The organism is Anabaena sp. CA = ATCC 33047 (assembly GCF_963870205.1).
In the GTDB taxonomy this organism is placed as follows: Bacteria; Cyanobacteriota; Cyanobacteriia; order Cyanobacteriales; family Nostocaceae; genus Trichormus.
In genome coordinates this window covers 198,076-218,387 of record NZ_CAWMSA010000057.1, presented here as the reverse complement: position 1 = coordinate 218,387, position 20,312 = coordinate 198,076, and the positions used below count along the sequence as shown (strand labels likewise).

The window sequence follows — 20,312 nt, the reverse complement described above, 5'->3', positions numbered from 1 at the left end:
CGTAGGCGCAGCCCGCCGCAGGCATCCCTCACAGGGAGTTTACAGGCTTGTTCCTTCATCTCTTGCAAAGACATACGAAAACACTCCAACAAAGGTTGGTATCTCAATTTTAGTACATTAGTTTTTGTTCAAGTTGTACAGCTTCCACTTTAGTTCTCAAAAGAGACTCAAAACTATCATCACCTTCCAAGAGAACCACAAAGTCCTTTAAAGTAAAAAGTACGATTAACTTCTGGCTGAGTGCTTTTTTTATATCAATAATTGCTGCATCCGTATAACCTGATTCAGAAATGAAAATGCCACGAGCATCACTCCTCAAAAATATTCGCATCATATGCTGTGCTACATCTCCAGGGCTTAATGCTTCTTTGCACCATTTCATCTCGACTAAATACAAATGGTTATTAACTTCAATTGCCCCATCAATTTGTTGAATGATGCCTTCGTTATTTTCTCCTGTTATAGTGAATGATTCTCTCACTAAAATATTCTCACTTTCAAAAAAACGATTTAAAATACTTTCTAGTTCTTTGCCTCGCTTTTGAGGATTAGTTTCCTGATATAGCTTTATTAATTCAAACTTAATTTTCTCTCGTTTCTGTCTCTTAGATTTTAGTGCGTCTACTCTTGCTTGCTCTTCGGCTTGACGTTTTTTCCTATCCTCTTGGAGATTTGACTCAATAACTTGCTGCATTCTGGTAAAATAGTCTTTAAAGTTGACTGTCTCTCTCACCTTAGCTACTAACCCCCTAGCTACTGCTTGATCATTTTCCCAGCATCTAGAAAAGTCTTCAAATTCAGTAACTCTTTTGACAATTTCCCTTCTTTCACGCAGTGCATCATCTCCAGCTTCGTTCAGTCGAACTAATATTGTGCGAGCAATTTCATATTTGTTAATACTGCTGGGATCTTTCTGAAGCTGTTCGCTGATATCTGCAAAAGATTTTTGGCTAACTCCTGCACTGGAGAAAAATATTAAAACATCTTTCTTGCTCTTACAAAGTTTTGGAATAGTATCTACTAGCAGATTGAGAAAATCCGGCGTAAAATGGTAGATTGTTGCGTTCATATTTTAATTTTCTTGAACAAATAAAAATATCGCTAATTAGGATATTCCTCAAGAAATAAGATTGAATTTATCAATCTAGGAAAATCGGAGAATCATAGCTTATTTATAGCATAAATTATACCTCTATATCTAGCAAATACATCAACTTCACCTATGTTCGCTCACGGGTTTCAGCCTCGTGACGCAACTGACGAGCGTAGGCTTGACTGTCTGTAATATCCGGTCTTGAATTGATTACACCTTCACTCTGCCAATAAGCGACAAGTTCAGCCCCAGTCTTGGGTGGATTTGCTATAACTTGCCTGACAGTGAGAACACGAAGGATATATTCAGAAAGAGTCATGTTTAGCCGAGAAGCTTCATTACAAAGCTCTTTTTCTAGCTCTGGTGGCAAATCAAGATTAATACTCATTTAAGTGTGACATATAGTTTTACTTGATAATTCATCCTAATCTACTATTTCAATCGCATTACTGAATTGAAGTATGAAATTTAAAAATTTGCTCCTTCTCACTCTCTGCGCGACGGACACTTTGCTCTCTTCCCTACGGGACGCTACGCGAACGAGACGCTTCACTACGTGAGGCTGCGCCAACGCGAACAAGTCGGCAAAGCCGCCCACGCAAGTGTCCTCCTCTGCGTCTCTGCGTGAAATAAATTCATACCTCTCAATCAGCAACGCTACTTAAACAACCGCCGCCTCTGCGATCGCTCCCTGCATTCTCACTAAAGCATCAATCAAACTTTGCAATTGTTGGTCTGCTTTTAACACCGCTAACCCTCGCACTGTCACCTTACCAGGAGAAAAAACAAACCTGGTTTTTAAATGTTCTGGTAAGTTCGCCGCTAATAAATTCCAAGCGGGTTCTTCCATCGGCGTTTCTAAAAGAACGTGCTGTTTATTCTCTGGTTTAATCCGGCTAAATCCTAACTTCTTCGCTAGTTGTTTCAGTTCCATTACCCGCAATAGTTGATTAGCTGGCACAGGTAAATTACCATAGCGATCGCTCCATTCACCTGCTATCTGTGTTAATTCTTCTTTCGATTTCGCCGCCGCTACCGCACGATAAGCACTCATCTTCTGATCAACATCCGGGATATAATCCGCAGGTATAAACGCCGTCAGGTTGAGGTCAATCTGTGTATCGTCAACTTTGGGAATTTCTTGACCGCGAATTTCTCTAATCGCCTCCTCTAACATTTCCATGTATAAATCAAAACCAATCGCTTCCATTTGACCGGATTGTTCTGCACCTAGCAAGTTACCCACCCCACGAATTTCCATATCACGCATCGCTAGCTGATACCCAGAACCGAGTTGTGTAAATTCCTGAATTGCCCGTAACCTTTGCCGTGCTGCATCCGATAATACCCGTTGTTTGGGATAAAATAACCAAGCATGGGCTTGAATTCCAGCACGTCCTACCCGTCCCCGTAATTGGTATAGTTGCGATAACCCAAAACGGTGCGCGTCTTCAATTAAGATGGTATTTACACGGGGAATATCTAACCCAGATTCAATAATGGTCGTACACACTAGGATATCTGCTTCACCATTGCTAAAGGTGAGCATGGTTGATTCTAACTCGCTCTCATCCATTTGACCGTGTGCGATCGCAAATCTCCCCCCAGGGATCATTTCTCGCAGTTTCCCTGTTGTCTCTTCAATTCCTTCCACCCTTGGCACTACATAAAATACCTGTCCACCTCGGTCTAACTCTTGACGAATTGCACTCCTTATGGTATCTGAATTCATCGGTGACAGGTGAGTTTGTATCGGTCGTCTTGTCGGGGGTGGGGTAGTAATCAAACTCATTTCCCGAATCCCCGATAAGGACATATACAAGGTGCGGGGGATAGGAGTAGCGGAGAGAGTCAAAACATCAATTTGGGTTTTCAGGGTTTTAATTTTCTCTTTCTGGTTCACCCCGAAACGTTGTTCTTCGTCAATTACCAACAATCCTAAATCTTTGAAGTTGACACCTTTACCTAAAAGTTGATGTGTCCCCACCACCACATCTAACTCACCCGTGGCTAAACGTTTTTGAATATCACGACGTTCTTCAGCAGTGCGGAAGCGGTTGAGTAAGCCAATATTCACCGGGTAGGGGGCAAAACGTTCTTTGAGGGTGTGGTAGTGTTGCTGAGTGAGAATGGTGGTTGGTGCAAGTAAAGCAGCTTGTTTACCGGAGATGACAGCTTTGAAAATGGCGCGGATAGCTACTTCCGTTTTCCCGAAGCCGACATCACCACATACTAAACGATCCATTGGGCGATCGCTTTCCATATCTCTTTTCACATCTTGTACAGCTTTTAGCTGGTCAGTTGTGGCTTGATAGGGAAAAGAATCTTCCATTTCCTCCTGCCAAGGCATATCTTGGGGATAAGCATAACCTTGTTGTTGCGATCGCGCAGCGTATAATTTCAGCAAGTCTACCGCTAATTTCTTGATGGCTTTGCGGACACGATTCTTCGTATTTTCCCAAGCCTTACCCGTCATTTTATGCAATTCTGGGGCTTTATCGCCTGTACTGCGGAAGCGAGACAATGAGCCTACTTGATCAGCCGCTACTCGCAAAATCCCGTCAGCATACTGCACCACAATGTAATCACGGGTTTCATCGTTAATCGTCAAACTCTCCAACTTAACAAATTTGCCAATCCCATGACTTTTGTGAACTACATAATCCCCCGGACGTAGTTTGTTTGGGTCAACCTGCTTAGATGCAGCCTTGCGCCGCTTGCGGATGTAGCTGGGTGTAGCGAGGGAATGCTGTCCAAAAAATTCCCGGTCGGTGACAACTACGAGGCGGTAAGTCGGTAAAATAAAACCTTCCAGTTCCGCCAGTCCCGAATATTTCAAAGCTACGGGGACATGATTAATTTGCTGCTTGTCAATGGCTTGATAGTCACGGGGGTTGGGGATAAATTGCGCCGGACAATCATGTTCTTGGAGGAGGGAAACAGAACGGGAAGGTTGAGCAGAAATTAACCAAATCGAGAAATTGCGATCGCGTTCTTGTCGCAGGGTGTCCGCCAGTTTCGCAAATTGATGCGGTGTCACTGGTACAGGACGACTAGCTAAATTAATCCCGCCATTTTCCTCAGCTAGTTCTGATAAATATAAAGTTTTAAATCTGGTGACATCACTGAGACAGTCATCAAAAGACCGATGAATTTTAGGTAATTGTAGCGAACCTAATTCATATTCACCAGTTCCTAATGACCATTGTTCCTCAGCATTTTCCACCCAGCGATCGCTATGAGCATGACATTGTTCTGGCTCATCAATAGCGATTAAGGTATCCTCTGGTAAGTAATCAAGTATGGAAGCGGGTTGATCAAAAGCTAACCCTAAAAATCTGCGACTACCTTCGATGTGTGTTGAGTCATCAGTTGCAAGTTCTGAGTCAGAAGTTAACTCAGCCTTGAACTTTTGAAACTCAGGACTATCCTTAAGTGCGTCTAAAATAATCGGCGTGAAGCTAGTTGGCGTGAGGGTAATTTGTGCAACTTTGTCAAGGGCTGAACGTTGAGTATTGGGGTCAAATTCCCGAATTTGCTCAATTTCATCACCAAACCACTCTAACCGCACTGGCAACTCAGAAGATACAGGGAAGACATCCACAATATCACCGCGCCGACTCCATTGGCCTTCTGTTTCTACTAGCGGTACTCGTTCGTATCCCAAAAGAGTGATTTTTTCGCTGAAAGTATCCAGATCAAATTCCATCCCCCGCTTTAGGGTGAGACATAACGGCGTAAAAGCATCTGGCGGTGGTAAATGTGGTTGCAACGCTCCCACAGTAGCAACAATAGCCAAGAGTCTTGGAGTTCCATTATTAGGAATCGAGGACTGGGTATTGGCACGATTTTCTCTTTCTTCCCAGTCCCCAGTCCCCAAATCAGCTAATACCTGCATCTGTCCCCAAGTCATTTCCGTTTCGGGATCGAAAGGTTCGTAAGGGGAAGCTTCCGATGTCGGGTAAAAATGCACAGTTTCCCATCCCATTGCTTCCAACTGTGCGTAGGCGCGTCCGGCTTCTTCTAAAGTGGCGCAAACTACCAACAAATTCCGTTGAGAATTTTGTGCTAAAGCTGAAGCTACTAAGCCTTTAGGTAGGCGAGGAATACCATTTAAGCGTAAATCTTGCTGACGATGTAACTTAGAAAGTAACTCAGTGGTGAGTGGCGATCGCCCCAAGGCACGCACAATAGAAGAAAATGCCATAAGTTCTACTAGCGGAGGAACACTGTCCTGATTCAGAAAATATAGTGACGGCTACGTTCACTATTGTAAATCCTGAGTCATTAGTCATTAGTCATTGGTCATTAGTCATTAGTCATTAGTCATTAGTTTTTCTCCCCCTACTCCCTCATCTCCCTCATCTCCCTCATCTCCCTTATCCACATTTCCCAAGGATTCTTTAGTTTTGAATTTTGAATTTTGAATTTTGAATTGATTTGTCTCCTTATACTAAAGATTAAGCTAAGTTCGCTCTTGAATAGCGGCAGTATATAATATGTCCTCGATTACCTTTGAAATTTTAATTATTCTGGTATTAATTATTGCCAACGGTGTATTCTCAATGTCTGAGATGGCAATTGTCTCAGCCCGGAAGGTTAGGTTACAACAGCTTGCTAATCAAGGCGATGTTAGAGCCAGAGCAGCCCTGAAGCTGGCAGAATCTCCGAATAATTTCCTGTCTACTATTCAAGTGGGTATTTCCCTAATTGGTATTCTGACTGGTGCTTTTGGAGGCGCGACAATTGCTAGCAGGTTAGCTGTGTATGTGGCACGCATACCGTTTTTAGCACCTTACAATGAAGCAGTTGCTTTTGGGATAGTAGTTTTAATTATTACGTATTTATCCTTAATTGTCGGGGAACTTGTGCCGAAGCGTCTGGCATTAAACAACCCAGAACGAATTGCGGCGACTGTGGCTATTCCGATGCGAGCTTTAGCAGCCTTAGCTTCTCCGGTGGTACATTTGTTGAGTGCTTCTACAGAAATGGTGTTGCGAACTTTGGGGATTAGACCTTCGGAAGAACCGCTAGTTACCGAGGAAGAGATTAAAATTCTCATAGAACAGGGGACAGAGGCGGGAACTTTTGAAGCAGCAGAGCAGGATATGGTTGAGCGAGTGTTTCGTTTAGGCGATCGCCCTGTCAATTTCTTTATGACCCCCCGTCCTGATATAGTCTGGTTAGATTTAGAAGACTCACAAGAAGAAAACCGCCAAAAATTAAGCGAAAATGCTTATTCTCGTTATCCAATTTGTCAGGGGGGATTGGATAATGTCTTAGGTATTATCCCAGTCACCGACTTACTCGCTAGGGGTTTTCGCGGAGAGCCTTTAGATTTAACAGTAGGATTACGTCAGCCTGTGTTTATCCCAGAAAGCACCCGTGGCTTAAAAGTTTTGGAGTTATTTAAGCAAACTGCAACACACATGGCTTTAGTTGTGGATGAATACGGCGTAATTCAAGGTTTATTAACTCTCAATGACATTATGAGCGAAATTGTGGGCGATGTTCCCGCCGCCCCAGGAGAATATCAACCGCAAGCTGTGCAGAGAGAAGACGGTTCTTGGTTATTGGATGGAATGTTACCAGTAGAGGAATTTTTTGAACTGTTTGGCATGGAAGAATTAGAGTTTGAGGAACGGGGTAGTTATCAAACTTTAGGGGGTTTTGTCATCACCCATTTAGGGCGTATCCCCACAGCAGCTGATCATTTTCAATGGCAAGGTATGCGAATTGAAGTCATGGACATGGACGGTAATCGCGTTGATAAGGTGCTGGTTGTGCCGAAAATTAATCAAGGGGAGGAATTAGAGGCGAGAAGTTAGACTGACGGTGATGATTCGGCTCATAATTCAGTGCTATTGTGATTTTGGAAACTCAAAGCAATAGATTTATCATGTTAAGAGCGATCGCCTTCGGTGGAGCGCAGTCCATCGCACACCGCATTTTGCAGCGTCTCACTTTGACAATATTCCTCATCCTGACTATCAGTTTAATATTTCCTGCCACTACTTGGGCTGACTCCTCTAGAGTTGGACTGGAACAAGGACATCTGAAAGCTTGTCCACCTTCCCCCAACTGTGTGGTTAGTCAAGACGCTGATGCTAAACACGCTATTGAACCCATTGTCTATCATGTAGACCGGGATACCGCAAAAGAAACATTATTAAAAGTTCTCAGCGTTGTTCCCCGAACCGAGGTGATAGAACAGACAGATAATTACATTTACGCGATTTCTAAAAGCCGCATCTTCAAATTTACTGATGATGTCGAGTTTTATTTCCCACCCAATGAGTCAGTCATTCATATCCGTTCTGCATCTCGCATCGGCGAATCTGATTTGGGTGTTAACCGCAGACGGTTAGAGCAAATTCGTCTAGCGATGCAAGATTTAAACATTTAATTCTTCCTCATCTCCCTTGTCTCCCCACTCCCTACTCCCCATTCCCCACTCCTAAGTCTTCGATAACCGTTTGACTTCTGCACCTGCTAACATTTGATGAGCTTTCGCTAAAAATTGCGGGATTTTGTCAGCATGGGGACTGTGAGCAAGGCATTGTCTTAAGTCTAGTTCATCTAGTTTATCGGCTTTGTTCCCTGGAAACCAGTGACTACCATTACCCAGCAGGTTGTAACGCATTTTGGCATAGTCTACCAAATCGTAGGCGGTGGCTAGATTCCACAACCATAAAATTGTGTGAATATTCATCTGTCCTGGGGTATCTTGCCATTTAGGTAAATTGGTGTGCCAAGTTTTTACCCAATCTTTTCCCAAAATGGCGATCGCTTCCTCTTCCAACCTGGCCAAAATTGGCGGTAAAATCTCGGATGCTTGGTCTAATAGTTCTAAAGTTTTCAGGTGTTCGTCAAAATCTTGGGGTTTAGCTGCGCCCAAACTCAATGTATGCACCTGTGGGTGACTCAGACAAAACAAATCATTGAACACCATCGGACTCAAAGGCGCACAAAGATTAACTAACTTAGCTGGGGGATGATATAGCCTTCCGCCTTTATCAGAAGGACTAATAATAAACACCCCCATATCATGACGGGTAGCGGCGGCAATGGCAGGCCAATTCCATTGATTAATATAATACCAATGCAGATTTACATAATCAAATTGATTGGTATTAATTGTCTCCACAATCAAATCTGTAGCACCATGAGTAGAAAAGCCGATAAATCTAACTTTTCCTTCTGCTTGCAATTGTCGCGCTACTTCTAAACAGCCACCAGGACGAATACTATAATCTAACGTCTCAGCATTATTGATACCATGTAAACCTAGTAAGTCTACATAATCTAACTGAAGATAGCGCAGAGAAGTTTCAAAAGTCTTGCGAAATTCCTTTGCATCTGCCATAGGACAGACTTTCGTCTGCACAATCAACTTTTCGCGGGGGAACTTAGGTAAAATTTGCCCTAACTGCATTTCTGAGCTACCATACCCACGAGCAGTTTCAATATGATTAATTCCCAATTCGATAGCACGGCGAATAGTTGCTGACAAATTCGCTTGGTTATCCGCCGGAATATCTGATTGAGGAACATCTTGCCATTTATATTGATATCTCATACCGCCGCAGGAAAACACCGGCATCTGTAATTCTGTGCGTCCGAATCTTCTGTACAGCATTCGTAATTTTGGAATTATCGCCAATTTTTACTCTACAAAAAAAATCAAGGATACGCTTGGGCGTATCCCCGAATGAGTGTGGAGGAAGCAGAGGAAGCAGAGGAGCAAAGGAGAAGAACTTCTACCCAGTCCCCAGTCCCCAGTCCCCAGTCCCCCTATGAAGCATTTTGTAATTCAGCCGTGCGAACAGATAGCTGTTGTATTTGATTACCCCGTTGTACTTTCACCTGTAAAACTTGACCTAGGCGACTATTTTCGACAAAGTTCTGTAACTGTTCGGCGGTGGTGATGGGTTGTCCATCAATTTGTACAATTACATCGCCGCGACGCATACCAGCATTAGCAGCCGGTGAATTAGGTATAACTCGCATCACTAAAACACCGTTAACTTCTGGGATGGTGAAGGCAGAGTTAGGATCAGTATTATTTTGTTTAGCTAGCTGAGGGGTTAAAGTTACCATCTGCACACCTAAATAGGGGTGAGGAACTCTACCATTGCGTTGCAATTGTTCTGCGATCGCCTTAGCTTTATCTATAGGAATAGCAAACCCAATACCCATAGCATCCGCACGAATCGCTGTATTAATACCAATAACCTCGCCTTTGTCATTCAGCAAGGGGCCGCCAGAGTTACCAGGGTTAATAGCTGCGTCAGTTTGGATAAAGTCTAACCGCTTGTCAGTAATACCGACTTGTGCGCTAGAACGTTTGAGGGTGCTGACAATACCCAAGGTGACAGTGTTATCAAAACCCAAAGGATTACCAACTGCGATCGCCCAGTCTCCTACCTGTACATTACTCGAAGAACCTAAAGGTGCAACTGGTAAATTATTCCCAGCATTAATTTTCACCACAGCCAAATCTGTGACTTCATCAATGCCTTGAACCTTACCGTCAAAGGTGCGACCATCTTTAAGTCTGACAGTCACGCGATCGGCTTTATCCACAACATGGGCATTAGTTAAAATTAAACCACTCTGATCAAGAATAAAGCCAGAACCTAGACCGCGCAATTGTTCGGGCGGTAATTGTCCTGAAAAGCCGTCACCAAAAAATCTGCGGAAAACCGGATCTTCAAAAAATGGGTCGATCCGACGGGTAATAGTGCGTTCTGTATCAATCCTGACCACGGCTGGGCCGACACGATTAACGGCGGCTGTCACAAAGCTACTGTTACCTACAGCCGCAACGGCTGGTGATTGCCGTTGAGCAATCATTTCTGGCGCATCCACTGTAGTAGAATTGGGTGCAGGTGCTGCTTGGGAAGGTAACACGCGCAGACTGCTAACTGTAAGCGCAACTCCTAGAATGATGGCTAATACATGGGTGCTGAGTTGGCGTATAGACCTGGATATTTTGGTAAATCGCATATTCACAACCTAATCTAGAAGCCTAATTGTTACCTAATCGTGAAATTCTATCTAAAGTTTATTTTGGCAAGTAATTGACTATTGCCGGGTTCGGATTTTACCCCTTGACTGTTGACTGTTGACTGAGAAAGAATTTCTCCCCCTGCTCCCCTGCTCCCCTGCTCCTCCGCCCCTTCTTAGCCTCTAGAAACCAATATTGAGCTAGGATCTGAGTAGTACCAGTGCTTTGATAACTCATGAACGGCTCAAAACGATTAGCTAAACAATCTTTGCCCGTATCTCAGCCAGCAGAACACCCCCACAGTCATGATACAGAACATGACCATCACAATCATACAGATCATACTCATGGGCAGACTCAGCCTGGTCATCTTCACATCCACAGTGATGAATCTCTCAAGCAAATTGTCAATCGCCTATCACGGATAGAAGGACATATTAGAGGGATTAAATCTATGGTGCAACAAAATAGCCCTTGTCCTGATGTTTTGTTGCAAATTGCTGCTGTGCGGGGTGCTTTGGATAAGGTAGCTAGAATCGTTTTAGATGAGCATTTAACTGAGTGTATCGCCAGAGCGGCAAAAGAAGGCGATATAGACGTTGAAATTACACAACTGAAAGCCGCTTTAGACAGGTTTTTACCGTGATGAATAAGTTGTGAGTGATAAGGAGTTAAAGGTTAATTAACGGCTCAGTAATTGCAATTAAATAATATATAGCCGCAACACAGAGACAAAAATATTTGTTTCTGTGTTTTGTCGTTGTGAGGATTTGGTAATTGTCTGTCCCCATGTAGCCAAAAAATAATTGTATTAGGCGATCGCTTCCTCATTCGCTACGAAATTGTCTTTCTTAAAACAACTGTGATACCTAACACATCTAACTTAAGTATTATTTGCGTTGTTAATTATGGCATCATCACGTTCAAAGTTAACAAAATAAGGTATTGCCCATAAAAGTCCATGCGGCACAAATTTCTGATACCTGCGTCAACTATACTGATTGTGTTAAGTATGCTTCAGTTAATCTGTTGCGTAAATTCAATCTACCGTCTTGAAAAATAATTACCAGTCAACCAAACCTCTAGTAAGCATCAAAGTATGTAGACTTTATGGCTAGTAAATTCCATCACCAGATGAGGCTATGGAGCTTGTGGGTAGCTAACGCATCATTGAAACTTGTCAAGTTCAGTTTCTTGCCCCAAATTTGGGGACGCAGCCGCCTGTTGAAACGCCTTTTTCCTATCCTCGTTTTGATATCCTTTGTTACGGTATTGTTGGTAGACAATTTTACCCCAGTAGTTGCCCAACTACCCCGTCAGGAAGTTCGTGGGGTGTGGATGACTAACAATGATTTCAACATCCTCAAGGATCGGCGTAAAGTCCAGGATGCAATGAATCAACTACGACGGTTGAACTTCAATACTGTCTACCCTGTAGTATGGAATTCTGGCTATGTCATGTATCCCAGTGCTGTGGCACAACGAGCAGGTATTCAACCCTTTGTATTTCGAGGCTCAGAGGGACAAGATATTTTAGCCGACATCATTAACCAAGCGCATCGTCGGGGTTTGTTGGCTATTCCTTGGTTTGAGTTTGGGTTTATGGCTCCCCCAACCTCAGAATTAGCTCTAAACTATCCACAGTGGTTAACACAAAAGCGGGATGGTAGCCAAACTTCAATTAGTGCGGCTGGTGAAGTGGTATGGCTCAATCCCTTTCACCCCCAAGTGCAGCAGTTTATCTCTAATCTCGTGTTGGAAGTAGTCAGCAAGTATAATGTCGATGGCATTCAGTTTGACGATCACATGAGTTTGCCCCATGAATTTGGCTATGATAAATACACGGTTGCTCTCTACAGACAAGAAACCAAAAACAATCCTCCCGCGAATCCTGATGATCCCGACTGGGTGCGTTGGCGAGCCGATAAAATTACGGCGTTTATCAGACAGCTAAATCAAGCTGTCAAAGCCAGAAAACCCAATGCTATTTTCTCTGTTGCGCCTAATTACTATGACTTTGCCTACAAGCTGCAACTGCAAGACTGGTTGACTTGGGTACGTCAAAATCTTGTGGATGAGTTAATTGTGCAAATTTACCGCCCTGATTTGCAAAGTTTTATCAATAATATTTCTCGTGCAGAAATTCGAGAAGCGCAGCAAGTTATCCCCACTGGTATCGGGGTGATGACAGGATTACGAAATCAACCTGTATCTATACAGCAAATTCAGTCTCAAGTACGAGCAGCACAACAGCGTGGTTTGGGTATAGCCTTTTTCTATTACGGTAGTCTGTGGAATTATTCTTCAGAACCGGATGAACGTCAAGCTAAATTCCAAGCTCTTTTTCCCTATCCGGCAATACGTGCCAGAGTCCAATAAATTAGCACATTAGGGACTTCCAGATTAAAAAACATCCAAAATGTAGGGTGCGTCAGTACGAGTAACCCTAGCTATACCAAGAAAATATTCATACTGACGCACCCTACTAACTAAAATGAAGAATAAAGTGCATCTTCATCAAGTCATATCTTGCGTCAGGTGGGCATTGCCAAAAACATAAAACTAAGGCTTTCAGCAAGTTGCAAGCAATGCCCACCCTACAAAAATTATCATCAAGGAACAGATGCAAGATGTATGTCAAGAAACGGTATGAGTGTCTGTAATTCATCTCACGGTTAACCATAATATGAATTGCAGGACAACAAAACCTACTACCCACTCCGCCATGACAAAGGTTTTACATCCACTTGCAGATTTTCTTAACTGTGATGGGATTGATATTCACCAATCTCCTAACTATTGGTATGAGGGGCGTTGTCTGCAAAGTGGTGATTTATTCAGACTACCACGCACGCCTTTAGCAGAAGCGATCGCCTATGGTTTAATGCGACAATTAGCCGAGGATGAGCGTTATTCCCGTGAAGGTAAAATGTATGGTGTGTTGTTGGTGGAACTACCTACAGGCGAAAACCGGGTACTGAAAGCTTTTTCTGGTTTACTCAATGGTGAAAGTGTGCTTGAGGGTTGGGTGACACCAATTCCAGGGAGGGAACAAGTAGCTTTAGCAGAAGCCGAAACTTTGGCACAGTTGGCAGCAATTAAGCAAGAACTAATTACCCTGAAACAGTTACCAGCTAGACAAGAGTATGAAATACTATCACGGGAGTATGCACAACAGTTGCAACAAATGAGCGATCGCCATCTGACTGACAAACAGCAACGACAGCAACAACGTCAGTATTTTTACGATACACTCACAGGTGAAGCTTTAACTTTGGCTTTAGAACAACTAGACGAGGAAAGCCGTCAGCAGGGAATTGAACGCCGGAGACTCAAACGCCAACGAGATGTGAGTTTGGCAACTCTCAAGGAAGCGATCGCCACCGCAGATATACGCATTCAAGAACTCAAACAACAGCGTAAAGCTATCTCTCGGCAATTACAAGCACAGATGCACGCCGCTTATTCGCTAATGAATTTTTTCGGACAATCTTCATCATTACAGCAATTAATGCCCAATGGTTTACCCACAGGCACAGGCGACTGTTGCGCCCCGAAATTACTCCACTACGCCGCCACCCACGGACTCAAACCCTTAGCAATGGCTGAATTTTGGTGGGGGACATCCAATCAAGATAAACTCCCAGGAGAATTTTATGGTGCTTGTGCAGAACGTTGTCAACCGTTGATGGGGTTTTTGCTGGCGGGTTTAAAACCTAACCCCCCTACCCCCTTCCCCAGAAGGGAAGGGGGAGTTTTAAGTGCATTCGCGCACCGTACCGAAGGTCAGGAAAAGGGAGTTTTAAGCCCCACCCCTTGTAGGGGAGGGGTTTGGGGAGAGGTCAAGATTATTTATGAAGACGAATGGTTGATTGCTGTCAACAAACCTTCTGGGCTGCTATCTGTTCCTGGGCGTTATCTAGAAACCCAAGACAGTGTTATTAGCCGCTTGCGTCATTTGTTACCAGATGGCGAGAATCTGGCGGCGGTGCATCGCTTAGATCAAGAAACCTCTGGTATCCTTTTAATGGCGCGTGATGCCCAAACCTATCGCCAACTCAGCCAGCAATTTCAACAGCGACAAGTCCACAAGGTTTATGAAGCCATCCTTGCAGGTGTTGTCACCACAGACGCAGATGTGATTGAATTACCATTATGGGGAGATCCACAAAATCGACCGTATCAACAAGTTGATTGGCAACGTGGTAAACCCAGTGTGACGCGCTTTCGGGTGATGGGGAGGGAAGGAGAATATACCCGTGTAGAGTTTGTGCCATTGACCGGACGCACACATCAGTTAAGGGTTCATGCTTTGGTAGGATTAGGAGTAGTCATATTAGGCGATCGCCTTTATGGTTGCAATGCTGGGGCGACTCGCTTACACTTGCACGCCAGAGAACTCCGCTTTCAGCATCCACATACACAAGCAATTATTGATTTGCAGACTCAAACGCCTTTTTAATGGTTTTGCATTGAATCATCACAGCGTCTTATCTCAAACTTGACTACCACTGTTCCACTCTGTTGAAATTGTTCTTTGTAGTTCCTCCGCCTCTGAGTCACTTAAAATTCCTGCAAACTTTGCTAGTGGATGTTTTTTGCGTATAGCCTTAACTCGATGTAAAAAATCCAGCACTGTTTGGACTATATCATCGGGAGCTTGTTCAAGTTCCTGAAGCAATTGTTCACGACTTGTCATAGGTTCAAGATTTCTTGGCGAGGCAAATTTGTTTAGCTTCAGTATATCCACATTTTGAATTGGCTGACAGACGCTAACTTGATTTTGGTGAGTCCACGCAGCCGGAAAAAGTTTGTACAGCCCTGATTTTTAAGGGCTAGGGTTAAATAATGAATATAGTGAGTTTTGTCAGCAAGGATATGTTAACTGATATTTACGATGTTGTGATAGTTGGGGCTGGGCCTATTGGTTTAGCAACTGCCATTGGTTTACGCCAGCGTGGAATTGCAAATATTTTGGTAATAGATCAAACTCGCGCCTTTCGTCAGGTTGGGCAAGTTTTGGATTTGCTGCCCAATGGCTTAAAATCTCTGAGATATTTAGATTCTCATGCTTACGAAGCCGTTAAAAACGCCGCCTTTGGTTTATTCAATTCTCAACCCTCCACTCCAGCACAAAACACTCCCAAACCTTCACCTAAATGGGTTTACAAAAATTTTCAGGGGGAGACAATTCGGGAAATTTCCCTGAGTTTTGATGATTGGTTTCAAGAATATGGCGAAGGGCGAGTTTCTATTGCTTGGTACAATTTGCAGACAGCTTTAAGACAACAACTACCTCCAGATATTGTCAAAATTAATCATCGGTGTATCAATGTTGTCGATGAGCCAGATAATAATTGTGTAAGGATAGATTGTGTTTCTGACACTACAGTAGAAGCAAATCCCTATGCCCATTGGGAAAACAGCAAACCCGAAAATCTAGATAAAACTTCCGAAGAATCATTTACTAATAAATCATTCCGGGCTAGGCTAGTTGTAGCCGCAGACGGCATTAATTCTACAATTCGCCGGGTGCTTTATCAAAATAGCCCATACACAGATTTTGCTAAACCTGAATATTCTGGATATGCTGCTATATCTTGTCGGGAGATAGCAAATATTCCCGCAGAAGTGGAAGCAGAAATTGAAACAAAATTTTTGCAGAAATCACCAGTTACTACCATCTGTCAGTATGAGTCATCTAGAAATGAATCTGGTGAGATGCAATCTACAAGAATGATGTTATTCCGCAGTCGCGCCACGGGACAATTTGGGTATCTCGTTCACTCAGCTTTACCTTTGGCAGTTTTAGAAAATCAATCTGGTAATTCTTTGAAAGAACTTGCATTACAAGTCTTTGAAAATGCAGGATTTCCTGATGTTCTCAAACAATTAGTTTGTTTATCACCCCCAGAAAATATAGAACACCGTCCTTATTATATTCATCGTGCCATGATTGCCGATGCTGAAAGTACACCAATTCAACCAACTTGGAGTTTTGACAGAGTTGTTTTAGTCGGAGATGCGGCGCATGGAATGCCGCCATTTATGGCTCAAGGTGCTAATCAAGGTTTAGAAGATGCCTTAGCTGTGGTGACATTAATTGCTAAAATTGCAAAGGAGAATAATTGGCACAATAAACAAGTAATAACGGCAGCTTTTCAAAAATATGAACAGTTGCGTCGTCCCTTAATGGCGTATGTCCAAAAGGCAACATTAAACCCACCTTACACCTCATCTGAAGACTGGCAGGAGTATAGTCAACACCTCTACGGACGCAATTTTGAGCAAGCGTAGCACGCCTTTAAATTCACGCTTCCAGGGAGCATCCCAATTTTGAAAAAATAACCACAGCAACACCAAAAACTCTCTAAAAATCTCTTACCTTCGTGTACTTAGTACCTTCGTGGTTTGTTCATTTCAAGTCTTGAACTCAAGCAAAAAATAAACTTACACATTTGGGATGCTCCCCGCTTCCACCCACTGTATAGGGTCTAATTGATAGTATCTTTTCAGTAACTCATACAGTGCGGAATGCTCCTGTAATAATTGCTGTGGCTTCTCAAAAAATGTCTCTGTCGCCACAGCAAAAAATTCGGCGGTATTAGTTGCACCATAACTATCAATTACTGTTCTCATATCTTGCTGAACATGATAACAAAGTTGATAAAATTCTGCTGTCATCACCCTAGACCACATCTGATAATCTGAGTTATGGGGCAGTATTGGTACACCATCAGCTTTACCATCTTCTTGATCTAACTGATGAGCAAATTCATGCAGTACAACATTACGTCCATCTCTCCAGTTTTGAGTATCTTCTTGCACCTGTTTCCAAGATAAAATTACTTGGTCTTTAGTCCATGATTCTCCTAATCTAGCATCGCGTCTTTCTGTAATTACATAATCACTCACAGCAACAGTTTGATTGACAAAATATGTACTAGGATAAACCAAAATTGAACGTAGTTTAGGAAAGTATTCGCCACGCTCATTCAAGAGTAATAAACAAGCAACAGAGGCAATAGTTAATTTCATTTCTGCCGTTACCTGTAATCCTCTACAACCAATAAATTGCTTTTCTGCTAAAAATATTTGAATATGTCCCCGCAGTCGTTGACGTTCCGCAGGAGAGAGTTGTAGATAAATAGGCAAGTTATTTTCAAGAATCGCATTCCACAAAGCAGGAAAAGAACGTTTTTTAATTCTGTTTCTCCTTTGCTTTGTGAGAATAGGACTAATGAAAATTACAGTAATAATTATCCCCAAAATTAGAAAAATAATAACTGCTTGAAGCATAGATACTTATTAGCTTTTATTTGTAAAAATGAACAGGGGATATGGAACAGGAAAAGAGAAAAAATCAGCATCGAAATCTTATCATAAGTAATTAACCGTACATGATATCTTTTATATCAATTCTCTATGAAGTTGCGTCATCTTAATGATGTAGAGACGTTGCATGCAACGTCTCTACAGTGCATCTATGACTAAGCCACGCAAGCTACATCAAGAAACGGTATTATGTCATATCTTGCGCCATTCTCAATATGCTTAAGGGTGGCATTGCCAACAACGTTAAACTGAGGGTTTAAGGAAATTGCAAGCAATGCCCACCCTACAAAAATTGTTATCTAGCACCTAGACAATAATTGCCCACATACTCAACCCTAAACCAATTGCGGCTAGGTGTTGCCAAAGCAAAGCTCTAAAAGGTTGACGCGCAATTTTTTGTGTTAAAATTATCGTCAACAATACTGCAAAAATTAGAGTTGTACCTTGCAAAAAAGCAATCACGGCTGGATGAGCTACTAATATAGGTAATTGCTCACCATTTAAACCAAATGTGGCAAACGTCACGGGGATAATTTTCCCACCTTCACCTAAACCTAAACGTAAGTAATGAGCTAAGTTACCTCCTAATACTAATGGTAAATAACCATAGGCGAGTTCAATAAATCCTCTAGGTTTGCGGCGGAAGCTGAAGAATTTGATGCCATAATAGCCAACCAATACAAACACAGTCGGAACGATTAAAGCTAACAGTGATATCCCTAAATGTAGCCAAAATTGTGTTAAATCTAACTGTAAACCTAGCCAAGTTTGCAACTCTGGTAAACGATGCAAATATACTCCGCCTAATAGTAACAATAACAAAGCGACTTCGTAGTTACGGGGTACATGAGTTGTCCACAATTCAATTCCAGGGGGACGCAAGTTAAACTCAACGGAACGATGGGGACAGGCTTTTAAACAAGTCATACATAATACACAATCTCGGTTATCTTCTAATTGTGCGGGATGGGAATATAAAGGACAGCCATCGGTTTCCATCCCTTCGCCTTTTTCTACTCCACCTTTATAACATTGATAGGTGGTACAACTTGCTGAACAAATTCCTTGTTGCGCCCTAAGTTCTGTGATTGAAAGTTTAGCAAATAAGCCATTCATCCCACCGATGGGGCAAAGATAACGACACCAAAACCGCCTTTCAAAAATGGCTGAGAAAATCATCGCCCCGGAGGTAATTAATAATAGTAAACAGGCGGAAAGATAGGCGGTGTTTTCCAAATTCCAAAGTTCTTCCCAGAGGAAAATTAAGGTAAATAAACCAAATAAAAACCAACCGCCCCATTTTTCAGCTTTTTCTCTCGGCCAGCGTTTCAGTTGTCGGGGAAATAGCCACAATGATAGTTTTTGGGTAATTTCGCCGTAAATCATGAAGGGACAGACTGAACACCATACGCGCCCTAAAAAGGGAAAGATTAGTAAGATGACAGGCCACCACCAAGCCCAAAATAAGTTTAACGCAAAATTGCGATCGCGTGTTTGTGGCCCTACAAATAACACACCCACAATCAACGCAAACGCCACCACCGTAAAACCATAGTTAATTTTATCCGGCCACCAGTCACTCCGCAAAAATCGCCGCAAACCTGGATAAAGGTTCAACAAATTCACACGAAATTGCTTTTTCTTCGTTTCCGCCGCCCAGAAGATTTCTTCTGTTAATTCCCTACCTTTCCCCGCTTGTACAATTGCCCTTTCTACAAGGTTTTTCAACTCCTTGAGATTCCCAGGAAAATCATAGGACTGGAGACGGCGCAAGGCTTCCGGGGTGATATGGGGTTTAGGAAGTCCACGCGATCGCACATACAAACTGGTGTAATATTCTACCTGTACTTGAATATCTGCCTTCCGTACCCGTAGCGGTGGCACTTTAATTATATGACCTACACAGCGTTCAATTTGGGACTGGGCTTTTTCAGAAACTAACATAATTCTGGCTTGACTGGTGCGGGGTGCAGCCGTGGCTTCTCCCGGACGAGTCACGGGGGTATATGTCCCTGTTTTTAATAACTCTGCTACATCTGGTAATAATTCTGCTGGTAACTCCTGAATATTGTTTAAAACTAAACTTCCTTCCCCTAGCCATTCTAACAGTCCCGGTTTCCCCCCAGCACGACCGAATAAATCTGCGCCGCTAGTTTGCAACATCCCACAATTGACTTTAATTATCGGTTCACGGCGTTTGGGGGAACTAAAATGAATCAGGGCGGCAATATTATCTTTGTCTAAGCCTGGTTCGCCGAAAATTTCGACAGATTTCCGGTCAGTCGCCGCTTCGCGTATTTGTTCCCGCAAACGCAACGCATAGCGACTGGTGCCGACAATTCCCCTTTGGGCTTTGGTAACTAAATATGGTCGCAAAGCTACGGAACGTTCTTGTTCATAGCTTAACGCAGATGTCATCTGTGCTAATTCCTGCGCCAGTTGTCGAGACACAGCTTGAGTAATTTCGGGATATTGATTAACTAAGGCGCGAAACTCCGCCACCGGAATCACCCAGACATGAGATTCTGTGACAGCATTAATTGTGTATGGGGTTAATTCATCTAAGAGTAATTCCTTGAGGTGAATGACTGCACCCGGAAGAAAACCGCAAGGGAAGACAGGGTTGTTTTTATTGGTAATTTCAGTTTCTAGTTGACCATCTAGGAGAATATAAAGTGCTGTTGGGCGAGTCCCTTCTTGAATGAGAGTGCTTGCTTGAGGTATGACTTGTTCTTGAATCAGGGGAGCGATCGCATTCAACACTTCTGATGAGAGAATACTTAAAGTTGTTCGCTCCTGTAACCAGATAACTTTCTCTGGATATATGCTCATGAGTTCCCCGTGTTGTCTGCTTGCTATAACAGGAATTATCCC

14 protein-coding genes are annotated in these 20,312 nt (G+C 42.9%); 6 read left to right on the top strand and 8 right to left on the bottom strand.

Annotation, left to right across the window (positions count from 1 at the left end; genetic code table 11):
• Positions 1–109: 109 nt before the first annotated feature.
• From AACS98_RS18960 to mfd, 3 genes are all read right to left on the bottom strand, one after another.
• On the bottom strand, positions 110–1,069 hold the full coding sequence (locus AACS98_RS18960) for a restriction endonuclease (RefSeq protein WP_066382700.1): 960 nt from the start codon (positions 1,067–1,069) through the stop codon (positions 110–112).
• A gap of 151 nt (positions 1,070–1,220) precedes the next feature.
• On the bottom strand, positions 1,221–1,481 hold the full coding sequence (locus AACS98_RS18955) for a hypothetical protein (protein WP_066382698.1): 261 nt from the start codon (positions 1,479–1,481) through the stop codon (positions 1,221–1,223).
• 273 nt (positions 1,482–1,754) lie between these two features.
• Positions 1,755–5,300, bottom strand: a complete 3,546-nt coding sequence (gene mfd / locus AACS98_RS18950) for a transcription-repair coupling factor (protein ID WP_066382696.1) — start codon at positions 5,298–5,300, stop codon at positions 1,755–1,757.
• Between the two features lie 292 nt (positions 5,301–5,592).
• Between mfd and AACS98_RS18945 the strand changes: the two genes are divergently transcribed.
• Both AACS98_RS18945 and AACS98_RS18940 read left to right on the top strand, forming a co-directional pair.
• Positions 5,593–6,921, top strand: coding sequence for a hemolysin family protein (locus AACS98_RS18945; RefSeq protein ID WP_066382694.1), 1,329 nt, complete (start codon positions 5,593–5,595; stop codon positions 6,919–6,921).
• A 71-nt stretch (positions 6,922–6,992) separates the two neighbouring features.
• Positions 6,993–7,499 (top strand): DUF1499 domain-containing protein, encoded by a 507-nt coding sequence (locus tag AACS98_RS18940; RefSeq protein WP_066382693.1) that lies wholly within the window; start codon positions 6,993–6,995, stop codon positions 7,497–7,499.
• 51 nt (positions 7,500–7,550) lie between these two features.
• Here the strand turns inward: AACS98_RS18940 and AACS98_RS18935 are convergent, their stop codons facing one another.
• Complete coding sequence (locus AACS98_RS18935) at positions 7,551–8,732, bottom strand: aldo/keto reductase (protein WP_066382692.1); 1,182 nt, start codon at positions 8,730–8,732, stop codon at positions 7,551–7,553.
• A 155-nt stretch (positions 8,733–8,887) separates the two neighbouring features.
• A complete protein-coding gene (locus AACS98_RS18930; protein WP_066382691.1) occupies positions 8,888–10,102 on the bottom strand; it encodes an HhoA/HhoB/HtrA family serine endopeptidase in 1,215 nt (404 codons plus the stop codon).
• Positions 10,103–10,338: 236 nt separating this feature from the next.
• On the opposite strand from AACS98_RS18930, the gene AACS98_RS18925 reads away from it, so the two are divergent.
• From AACS98_RS18925 to AACS98_RS18915, 3 genes are all read left to right on the top strand, one after another.
• Positions 10,339–10,749, top strand: coding sequence for a metal-sensing transcriptional repressor (locus tag AACS98_RS18925; protein ID WP_066382690.1), 411 nt, complete (start codon positions 10,339–10,341; stop codon positions 10,747–10,749).
• A gap of 464 nt (positions 10,750–11,213) precedes the next feature.
• The gene (locus AACS98_RS18920; RefSeq protein WP_066382688.1) at positions 11,214–12,482 is read left to right on the top strand and encodes a glycoside hydrolase family 10 protein; all 1,269 of its coding nucleotides are present in this window, start codon (positions 11,214–11,216) and stop codon (positions 12,480–12,482) included.
• A gap of 346 nt (positions 12,483–12,828) precedes the next feature.
• Complete coding sequence (locus AACS98_RS18915) at positions 12,829–14,565, top strand: RluA family pseudouridine synthase (protein WP_066382686.1); 1,737 nt, start codon at positions 12,829–12,831, stop codon at positions 14,563–14,565.
• A 33-nt stretch (positions 14,566–14,598) separates the two neighbouring features.
• On the opposite strand, the gene AACS98_RS18910 is transcribed toward AACS98_RS18915, so the two are convergent.
• On the bottom strand, positions 14,599–14,802 hold the full coding sequence (locus tag AACS98_RS18910; protein WP_066382906.1) for a hypothetical protein: 204 nt from the start codon (positions 14,800–14,802) through the stop codon (positions 14,599–14,601).
• A gap of 149 nt (positions 14,803–14,951) precedes the next feature.
• Between AACS98_RS18910 and AACS98_RS18905 the strand changes: the two genes are divergently transcribed.
• Positions 14,952–16,400, top strand: coding sequence for an FAD-dependent oxidoreductase (locus AACS98_RS18905; protein WP_066382684.1), 1,449 nt, complete (start codon positions 14,952–14,954; stop codon positions 16,398–16,400).
• A gap of 153 nt (positions 16,401–16,553) precedes the next feature.
• On the opposite strand, the gene AACS98_RS18900 is transcribed toward AACS98_RS18905, so the two are convergent.
• Complete coding sequence (locus AACS98_RS18900) at positions 16,554–17,402, bottom strand: M90 family metallopeptidase (protein ID WP_066382678.1); 849 nt, start codon at positions 17,400–17,402, stop codon at positions 16,554–16,556.
• 342 nt (positions 17,403–17,744) lie between these two features.
• Complete coding sequence (locus AACS98_RS18895; RefSeq protein ID WP_066382676.1) at positions 17,745–20,270, bottom strand: sigma 54-interacting transcriptional regulator; 2,526 nt, start codon at positions 20,268–20,270, stop codon at positions 17,745–17,747.
• Positions 20,271–20,312: the final 42 nt, after the last annotated feature.